The organism is Variovorax boronicumulans (assembly GCF_040544675.1).
In the GTDB taxonomy this organism is placed as follows: domain Bacteria; phylum Pseudomonadota; class Gammaproteobacteria; order Burkholderiales; family Burkholderiaceae_C; genus Variovorax; species Variovorax boronicumulans_D.
This window is the reverse complement of the sequence record NZ_JBEPKK010000035.1, coordinates 1-9,164: the sequence shown is the minus strand read 5'-3', so window position 1 is coordinate 9,164 and position 9,164 is coordinate 1. Positions and strand designations below refer to the sequence as shown.

Here is a 9,164-nt window from a genome sequence, read left to right as displayed (position 1 = left end):
ACTCGAAGAGGCAGCGCGTTGAATAGGATTCCATTGTCAGTCTTCACGATTGGTAAGGAGGTCCTCTGGATAGCCTACCTGAAAGCCGTCGTGCATGAACTTCCGCTTCTGGCCGAACTATGACCTTCCCCGTGGATGCGTAGGCCACCGATATTCAAGCTCCTCGGGTTCCATAGAAGTTTGAAGAGTCGATTCGACTGGAGCGGGCGGTCCGCCTTTGAACACATGCACGTAGCCACGCTTGATCTCCCAAGTCATGCTGCGGGCAGGACTCAAGCCGAACTCAATGTGAAGCTGAACCCTATCCCAGTAGAGGCGACGAAGCAGGTTCTCGAACTTGTCGAGCCATTTTCCGATGTCTAAGTCAATTTCTTTCAGACCTGCAGCAAAGTGAATGGGCCTGCCCCAGTAAGCGATCATGGGCTCCCCTGAGGGGGCTAGTCCGATCATTCTTCGGCTGAGGGGCGGCCAATCATCTTGGGCGGGCAGGCTATCAATGACCATCTCGTTGTATTTTTGAAGAGCCAGAACTTGCTCTTCAAACGGTACATCAGCGCCAGAAGGATTTTGATTCGCTTCAGCGATGTAGCCGTAGACATAACTTGAGAATCCCATCCTCTCACCTCCAAAAAATCGCACGGCTACCGATGATGCTTGATCCTGGTCGCCGCAGAATCAAGAACATGGTCTGGGCGAAATTTTTGCGACGCCGTCGAAGGTCTGCTTCTGGCCGACAGTCGTCAGCTCCGTCGCTCGTCCAAGGCACCAAGGGCGATTCGCGATGACGTGACGAGGGCTTGGCTCGACCTTGGGAGTAAGTCGTAGATCTGGTCAGAGTCCATCAACTGCCGGACGGCATCATAGAGTTCCATGAGCTTCTGGCGCTGCTTCTCAGGTGTCGAAAGTCCCCGGCGCATAGCTTCGACAACGGCCTCCGACTTGACGGCCGAAACGTCTTCGAACTGCTTTGACGAAAGGTAGTCATAACGGCGCAGCATGTCGGCCAACGCTTCTGCAGCGGATTGCTCCTTCGCAGTCGAGAGAACCTTGCCGCTCTTCAATAAGTCAAGGTCTCCCGCTTTTGCCAATGCCAAGACCACGTGAATCAGCTTCTGCGAGGGCAGCATTCGGGTTCCTTGAAGATTTCAGAGGCGGCACGGGAGGTCCGGTTTTGGCCGCTAGGGGCCAGTGGCCCCGTCGTATCGACGATAGCTTTTTCGGTAGAGAGAAAAAAAGTTTTTCATTGCCGGCGATAGGTCCGTGGAATCTACGAGCTTCCAGAAGCTTACTTTTCCAAGAAGAGGTTCCAGCGCAACCAGCTCATTGACAGTGTTGACCTGACCAGCGCGAAGCCATTCCACAAGCAACGCCTCAACTAAGCTATTTGGGAGTTGCGACGATCTTGCCAGCGACATGCTGTATCTGTCGTTCAGCGGCCAGAGTGCACGGATGAATGCCAACCGCTTTTCCGGGGAAATATCTCGGAGCCACTTTCGTAAATCGACGTCTACTTGCGCCACCGCCGGCCTCTTCTGAAACTGCTCAGGCGCGAAGAGATAAGAACTCATTTGAAGGACGAGTGGGATAAGGCTTGGACGTCTGGTTCTGGCCGACTGTAGCCGGACAAACCGCCGTCGCGAAGGGGGTGGGGCGGTGCGAATATCAACGTGGCCGTGACACAAAGCTTCGCGCTGTTTCCTTGATATGCGCAGAGGTCGCGGTGCCAGCGATTTCCTGCAGTTTGAGTAGCAGAGAAACGCCATCGACCGCTGTAACGCCGGAGTTCAACATGCGACCGACCATGACTATCCCGAGTTCACTTGGCTGGCGTGCCAGGGAAGAAAGAAGCGCGGACTCGTAGTTCGGAAGCTTTTCCAACCCGTGAACGAGGCTCCACATCACCCCGTGTCCGTCTTCCTCGGGATACCGCTCAAAGACGCTCAGCATTTCGAGGATTGCCTGTTCTGGAGCGCCCGTCTGCCAAAGTTCATCAAGCAGCACGTCTAGACGGCGCCAGTCACCATCCTCATCGGGGGCAAACCTGGCAATGTCGCGGGCTATGGTCGTTATTTTCCGAGGCACTGGGAATCCTATGCGTATGGCTGCTCTTGGCCGAATGCCGCTGCTTCAGTCGACCGCTGATTCTGACTTAGCCCGGCGTATCCATGGCGAGTTCGCATCCTCACGCGAAGCAGACCACCCGAGTGGCATGTCCGCTAGTTCAATCAGCGTGCGGTCGCGCTCTATCAACTGCACAAGCGTCACGATCATCGCTTGGGACATATCAGCGGCGTCGCTCGTGAGCATCTGCCAAGCGCCATCATCATCGTCGTGGGAGACATAGAGGATTGGCGCAGTCCCATTCATGATGGACCTCACGGTGAAGCAAGCGAGGTTCGGCGCGTCCTCGAAGGGCCATGTATCGTCACGATCGGGCATGTCTTATTTCAGTGAAATGGATGATGTGCAAGCGCACCGACTGTCTGCTTCCGAGCGAACTGGATCGCGCGGTCGAGCGGCAGCTTCTGGCCGAATCCCGGCGTATGCGATGCGGCTCCGAGCATCAGTTTCCGCCAGCGACAATTTGATCCCGATACTCTCGCCACTTCTGCAGATTCTGTGCGGGATGGGCGGACTGCTCAAGAAAGCCACCGTCGCTGTAGTCAATCGCTTGACAGTCAAGTTTCTCGCAGAGAAGCAAGATGCCTTCTACGATGGCATCGCCAGCACGCACGTGTAGTGCCACAGACGTAACCGGATCGTCCTTTCCGACATTGAATTCGATGGAGCCAAGCTCACTTCCGAATATTCCCCATGAAGGATCGGTCCAGTCTGTCCCAGGAAAGACGGCCGTTACGGTGTGCTGAACGACGCTTAACGTGCCGAGCGGACTGGGTTGTTCATCGCGGGGCATCTCTGAGACGTCGGTGTAGCGACGGCTGAATTTAAAAAGACCGACATCCCAGGACACGAGGTCTCCTTATGTAGCGAGTGTTTGCATCGAATGACCGCTCTTGGCCGATTGTGTTGAAAAACTCGCTCATGACATTTCAAGCGCGTTTTCAGGGGTACTCGAACCCTTGACCACATCACGATCGTCGATCCTGGAGCGATCTGAGAGGTCGATTTTTCTCGCGAGGAACCGAGCGCAGTAACGGCGGAGTTTTTCAACACAATCGGCCGACTGTAGCCGGTCACGTTGCTGTCGTGAACGGGCCCGAATGAGACCGTCACCCAACACGCCCTGAAGACTACAACCCGTCTGAAGCAGACATTGAACGCAGCCACGCCAATCTCGACTGCGGCCGATGCCAGCCTTTCCGAATCCCGGTTGCCCGTGCCCGTCTCACGCGAAAGCCCAGCGGCGCGCCCGCGCCTATCCACACTCTGCAATTCGCCACATCAGTCGAACCGCCAACGCCACAGCCGCACTCATCGTGCACAGGGCGTCGGGTGCTCCCCGCAGCGAAATAAAGGAGGAGCCGAAGGCGGGGGACATTCGCGGAGGGGAGTACCCGGCGTCCTGCGCACACGCCCTGAAAAACAGCGGCGCCTAAAACACAAAAAAACTCAGCGCAGCGCCTCGACCAGATCAAGCACCATGCGATCAGGCCCGAACTTCTCCACGCCCTGAGTCAATAGCGCATCCACAGCCAGCGCAATGCCGTGGCCAGATGCAGACTGCTCCGCCATGTCGTTGTAGTACCCCAGGTCCTTCTTCGCATTCGCCATCGAGAACTTCAGCGAATCGGTGCTGCCCGTCAGCAGCTTGGGCTTGACGCGGTCCAGCGCCACGCCGTTGCCGCCGCCCTTGGCGAGCACGTCGACGAACACCTCGGGTGCCACGCCCGCGCGCTCCGCGCAGGCCGCCGCTTCGCAGAGCAGCGCCACGGTGCCCAGCGAGACGAAGTTGTGCAGCAACTTCATTGCATGTCCCGCGCCGATGCCGCCGACATGCGTGATGTTCTCCGCAAAGCAACGCAGCAGCGGCAGGCACGAGGCCAGCACGTCGGCATCGCCGCCGACCAGCAGGTTGAGCCGGCCTTCGGCGGCTTCCTTGGCGGTGCGGGTCATCGGCGCATCGAGGAACTTACCGCCCTTGGCCAGCACCGCTTGTGCGACCTTGGTGGTGGAGTCGGGCACGGCGGTCGAGCAGTCGATCACCACGGTGCCGGGGCGCAGGCTCGCGAGCGCGCCCTTGTCACCGAGCATCACGGCCTCGACCTGCGGCGTGCCGGTAACGCAGAGGATCAGCACATCGACCTCCGCCGCCAGCGCCGTCACATCCGACACGGCCGTGGCGCCGGCCGCGAGCAGCGCGCCCACAGGCTGGTTGCCGGGGTGGTCGAGGATGGTCAGTTGGTGGCCGTGCTTGACGATGTTCTGGGCGATGCCGCTGCCCATCAGGCCGACACCGACCAGGCCGACGCGCCGGGGTTCCTGTGCTTCTTGTGCGTTCGTGTTCATGGGTTCGTTCATCCGTGTTTGATGGCGATGGTCTTGAGGGTCGTGAAGCCTAGCAGGGCTTCGAAACCCTTCTCGCGTCCGAAGCCACTGGCCTTGACGCCGCCGAACGGCAGTTCCACGCCGCCCGCCGCGCCGTAGTTGTTGATGAAGACCTGGCCGCAATGCAGCTTGTGGGCCATGCGCAGTTGCCGGGCGCCGTCGCGGGTCCAGACGCCGGCCACCAGGCCGAAGTCGGTGCCGTTGGCGAGGCGAATGGCCTCGGCCTCGTCGGCGAAGGGCGTCACGGCCAGCACGGGGCCGAAGACTTCGCGCTGCGCGAGCTCGCTGCCTGCAGGCACGTCGCGGAACAGCACGGCCTCCTGGTAGTAGCCGCTGGCCGATGCGTTCGGCGACACCGTGCCGCGCGCCGCCACCTTCAGGCCGTTCGCCTCGGCGGTCGCGACCATGTCGCGCACCTGGCGGAACTGCTTCTCGTTGATGAGCGGGCCCATGTCGAGGTCGTCGGCCGGCGGGCCCGAGCGCACGGCCGAGAAGCGCTCGGCCAGCCGCTTCACCACCTCTTCGTACACCGATTGCTCGACCAGCACGCGGCTGCCGGCCGAGCAGGTCTGGCCGGCGTTCTGGATGATCGCGTTCAGCAGCACGGGCACGGCCGCATCGAGGTCCGCATCGGCGAACACCAGCTGCGGCGACTTGCCACCCAGCTCCAGCGTGACGGGGCAATGCCGCTCGGCCGCAGCGAGGCCGACGCTGCGGCCGGTGATGGTCGAACCCGTGAACGAGATGTGATCGATGCCCGGATGCGCACACAGCGCCGCACCCGCCTCCTTGCCATAGCCGGTCACCACGTTCAGCGCGCCGGCGGGAAAGCCCACCTCGGTCGCGATCTCCGCGAGGCGCAACAACGAGAGGCTCGCGTCCTCGGCCGGCTTGACCACGCAGGCGTTGCCCGCCGCGAGCGATGCGCCCACGCTGCGGCCCGCGATCTGCATCGGGTAGTTCCAAGGAATGATGTGGCCGGTCACGCCGTGCGGCATGCGCACGGTGAGCACCGTGTAGCCGCGCTCGTAGGGCAGCGTGTCGCCGTGCAGCTTGTCGCAGGCGCCGGCGTAGTACTCGAAGTAGCGCGCGAGCGCGGTGGCGTCGTTGCGCGCCACGCGCAGCGCCTTGCCGGTGTCGCGGGCTTCAAGCTGCGCGAGTTCTTCGTGGTGCTGCAGCACCGCGGCGCCGAGCTTCGCGAGCAGGCGCCCCCGTTCGAGGGCGGTCATCGCGCCCCAGGGGCCGTCGAAGTTCTCGCCCATGGCGCGGCGTGCGGCGCGGACTGCGGCGTCCACATCCGCAGCATTGCCGCGTGCGATCTCGCCGAAGCGCTGGCCGTCGCTCGGGTCGATCACGGCGATGGTCTCCAGGCCCTGCGAGGCCACGCGGTCGCCGTCGATGTAGTGGGTGGCTGCTGTCATCTGGTCTCTCTTTGGATGGGGTTCACTGGAGTTCGGGCCAGGGCTTCTGCGCATCGCGGATCCGCTCGAAGGCGCGGCTGAACTGCAGCACGCCCAGGTCGTCGAAGCGCCGACCCGCAATCTGCAGCCCGATGGGCAGGCCCGCATCGGAGTAGCCGCAGTTGACCGATGAGGCCGGCTGCTCCGACATGTTGTAGGGCACCGTGAAGCCGATGTGCTCCAGCGAGCGCAGCGGGTCGTTCGTCGGCGAGGCGTGCTCCGCGGGCGCGGGCATGTTGGGCGACACCGGCGAGATCACGAAGTCGAAACCCAGGGTCGCCGCGATGGTGGCGGCGCGCGTGGCAATGAACTGGCTGTAGGCGTCGAAGATGTGCTCGCCCGAGAAGCCGGCCGCGCTCTCGGCCCAGGTGTCGATGTAGGGCAGCATCTTCGCGCGGCGCTCGGGCGTCATGGCGCGCAGGTCGGTCAGCGAGCGCATGCGCCAGAAGTGGTCCATGCCCTGCAGCATCTTCGGCGTCATGAAGGGCTTCATCTCCTCGACGTGTGCGCCGGCTGCTTCGATCTTCTTCGCGGCGTTGAGCACCGCCTCGCGGATCTGCGGATCGAGCGAAAGGCCGCAGCCCGCGTCCATCAGCAGGCCCACGCGCTTGCCCGCGAGAAAAGAGGCATCGACGTCGAAGGCCAGCCAGTCGATGACGGGCGGCGGCAGCTCCGAGTAGTCGCGGCTGTCGGGCTGGGCGACGGACCGCATCATCAGCGCGGCGTCTTCCACGGTGCGTGTCATCGGTCCGGCGCAGCGGCCCATGTAGGGCGTGCTCAGCGGGATGCGGCCGAAGCTGGGCTTGAGCGTGAAGATGCCGCACCAGCTCGCGGGCAGGCGCAGCGAGCCGCCGATGTCGGTGCCCGCATGCAGCGGGCCGTAGCCCGCGGCAGCCGCCGCACCGGCGCCCGCGCTGGAGCCGCCGGGCGTGCGCGACAGGTCCCACGGGTTGCGCGAAAGTTCATGGAAGGTCGAGAGGCCGGACGACAACATGCCGACGTCGGGCATCGTGGTCTTGGCGACGAGCACGGCGCCGTCTTCCTTCAGGCGTGCGGCCGGCGGCGAATCGTCGGCGACAGGCACGAGGTCGTAGGCCGCGGTGCCCAGCGGCATCGGGTCGCCGGCGGTCGCGAGGTTGTCCTTGATGGTCACCGGCACGCCGTCGAGCGCGCCGCGCGGCGTGCCGGCCAGCCAGCGCGCTTCCGACGCGCGCGCCTGCTCCAGCGCGAACTCGGGGCGGAAGAGCCAGGTCGCATGCAGCTTCGGCTCCAGCGCTTCGATGCGCGCATTGACCGCACGGACCACCTCGACCGGCGAGAGCTCCTTGCTGCGGTAGGCCGCGACCATCTCGGCCGCACTCAGCGAATACAAAGGCTGGGTCATCGCATCAGCTCCACGAAATGGCGGCCAGGTCGTTCACCACGATCGGCATGCTGGCCCACAGGCCCTTGACCTCCTTGCGTGCGACGGTGGGAAACACCGCCTGGTAGAGAAAGCCGTTGACCGCATCGGTCGCGAGCTGGCGTTGCGCGTCGGCCAGCAGATCGGCGCGGCGCTTCTTGTTTTCTTCGTTCTGGATCGCGCTGAATGTGTCGCGGAACTTCTTCGAGTCGTAGCCCCAGTAGTAGTCGGGCTCGGTGTACTTCACCAGGTCGAAGGGCTCGACGTGCGCGACCATCGTGAGGTCGAAATCGTGCGCGCCGCCGAAGGTGCCGCTCAACCACTGCGCCCACTCGACGTTCTGGATCTTCACCTGGATGCCGATCTGCGCCAGCTGCGCGGCGATGACCTCCCCGCCCTGCCGTGCGTACGAAGGCGGCGGCAGCGTCAGGCGCAGTTCGAGCGGCGTCTTCACGCCGGCTTCGGCCAGCAGGCGCTTGGCCTTTTCGATGTCGTGCGGGTTCATCGCGGTGGTGTCGATGTAGCCCGGCGCGCCCATCGCGTAGTGGCTGCCGATGGGTTTGCCGAAGCCGTCGGCCGCGCCCTGGATGATCGTGTTGCGGTCCAGCGCGGCCAGGATTGCGCGGCGCACCCGCACGTCGTCCAGCGGCTTCTTGCGGTTGTTGATGGTGAGGATCACCTTGCCGCGCGTGCCCACTTCCAGCACCTGGAAGCGCGGGTTGCTCTTGAACTGCGCCACCGAGCGGGTGCCCGCGCGCGGGAAGATGTCGATGTCGTTCGCCATCAGTGCGGCAGTCTGCGCGGCGCTGTCGGACATGAAGCGGAAGACGAACTTCGGGATCTTCGCGAGGCCCGGGTCGCGGTACGTGGGCGACTTGACCAGCGTGCACGAGGCGCCGCGCTGCCAGGCACTCAGCTTGTAGGGGCCGGTGCCGACGGGCGCGGTCGCGTTGGTGTCGGCGCTTTTGGGCTCGACGATGCAGGCGGTGGACTGGCCCAGCATGAACGGCAGGTCGGGATTCGACAGCGGGCTGTTGACGCCCACCGTGTACTCGTCGAGCGCCACAGTGCCGATCTCGCTGAAGAAGCGCTTGTCCTTGTTGGTGCTCTTGGCGCCGCCCGCGCGGTCGAACGAGAACTTGACCGTGGCGGCATTGAACGGCTGCCCGTTCTCGAAGCGCACGCCGCGGCGCAGCTTGAAGACGAAGGTCTTCATGTCGGGCGACGACGACCAGCTCTCGGCCAGCATCGGCGTCACGCTGCCGTCGGCGTTGACCTTGGTGAGCGTCTCGAAGATGTTGTACTGCGCGATTTCCGCAATCGCCGATGCGGCGCCGGTGGTCGGGTCCAGGCCCGGCGGTTCCAGCGGCATGCCGATGTTCAGCATGTTCTTGCCGGTCTGCGCCCGTGCCAGCGGGACAAAGGCGCCCGGGATCGCTGCGGCCATGGCGGTGCCCATGAGGGTGCGTCGCTTCAACATTCGAGATAGCTCCTGGAAGTAAGGGGTGCGGCTTTGCGCGGTCGGTCGGCGTCTAGCGCGCGGGGGTCTGAAGGACGGCGGACAGCAGCGTGCGCGTGTAGGGGTGCTGCGCGTGGCGGAACAGGTGGCCCGGCGCGCCCTGCTCCACGATCTGGCCCTTGAAGACCACGGCCACGTCGTCGCACAGGTGGTTGACCACCGCCAGGTCATGGCTGATCAGAAGGTAGCTGATGCCGAACTGCTGCTGCAGGTCCTGCATGAGGTTGAGCACCTGCGCCTGCACCGACACATCGAGCGCGCTGACCGGCTCGTCGGC

Annotated in this window: 10 protein-coding genes and 1 pseudogene; all 11 read right to left on the bottom strand. The window is 63.6% G+C overall.

The genetic code is table 11. The annotated features are described in order from the left end of the window. Window positions 1-117 precede the first annotated feature (117 nt). Entirely contained in the window at window positions 118-615 is a 498-nt protein-coding gene (locus ABIC90_RS27150) for a hypothetical protein (RefSeq protein WP_354359812.1), read from the bottom strand. Between the two features lie 125 nt (window positions 616-740). Continuing rightward, window positions 741-1,127 carry a hypothetical protein gene (locus ABIC90_RS27145; RefSeq protein WP_354359810.1) on the bottom strand — a complete coding sequence of 129 codons (387 nt, stop codon included), beginning with the start codon at window positions 1,125-1,127 and terminating at the stop codon, window positions 741-743. A 51-nt stretch (window positions 1,128-1,178) separates the two neighbouring features. Beyond that, window positions 1,179-1,568 carry a hypothetical protein gene (locus ABIC90_RS27140; RefSeq protein WP_354359808.1) on the bottom strand — a complete coding sequence of 130 codons (390 nt, stop codon included), beginning with the start codon at window positions 1,566-1,568 and terminating at the stop codon, window positions 1,179-1,181. Window positions 1,569-1,662: 94 nt separating this feature from the next. Continuing rightward, complete coding sequence (locus ABIC90_RS27135) at window positions 1,663-2,001, bottom strand: hypothetical protein (protein ID WP_354359806.1); 339 nt, start codon at window positions 1,999-2,001, stop codon at window positions 1,663-1,665. 126 nt (window positions 2,002-2,127) lie between these two features. Continuing rightward, entirely contained in the window at window positions 2,128-2,439 is a 312-nt protein-coding gene (locus ABIC90_RS27130) for a hypothetical protein (protein ID WP_354359804.1), read from the bottom strand. Between the two features lie 124 nt (window positions 2,440-2,563). Next, window positions 2,564-2,971, bottom strand: coding sequence for a hypothetical protein (locus ABIC90_RS27125; protein WP_354359802.1), 408 nt, complete (start codon window positions 2,969-2,971; stop codon window positions 2,564-2,566). Window positions 2,972-3,570: 599 nt separating this feature from the next. Continuing rightward, window positions 3,571-4,467: an NAD(P)-dependent oxidoreductase gene (locus ABIC90_RS27120; protein ID WP_354359800.1), complete on the bottom strand. Its 897-nt coding sequence runs from the start codon at window positions 4,465-4,467 to the stop codon at window positions 3,571-3,573. 8 nt (window positions 4,468-4,475) lie between these two features. Beyond that, window positions 4,476-5,927 (bottom strand): aldehyde dehydrogenase family protein, encoded by a 1,452-nt coding sequence (locus tag ABIC90_RS27115; protein WP_354359798.1) that lies wholly within the window; start codon window positions 5,925-5,927, stop codon window positions 4,476-4,478. Between the two features lie 22 nt (window positions 5,928-5,949). Next, window positions 5,950-7,350: an amidase gene (locus ABIC90_RS27110; RefSeq protein WP_354359796.1), complete on the bottom strand. Its 1,401-nt coding sequence runs from the start codon at window positions 7,348-7,350 to the stop codon at window positions 5,950-5,952. A 4-nt stretch (window positions 7,351-7,354) separates the two neighbouring features. Further along, on the bottom strand, window positions 7,355-8,848 hold the full coding sequence (locus ABIC90_RS27105; RefSeq protein ID WP_354359794.1) for an ABC transporter substrate-binding protein: 1,494 nt from the start codon (window positions 8,846-8,848) through the stop codon (window positions 7,355-7,357). A 52-nt stretch (window positions 8,849-8,900) separates the two neighbouring features. Continuing rightward, window positions 8,901-9,164 (bottom strand): annotated as a pseudogene (locus tag ABIC90_RS27100) (peptide ABC transporter ATP-binding protein); the annotation flags it as partial.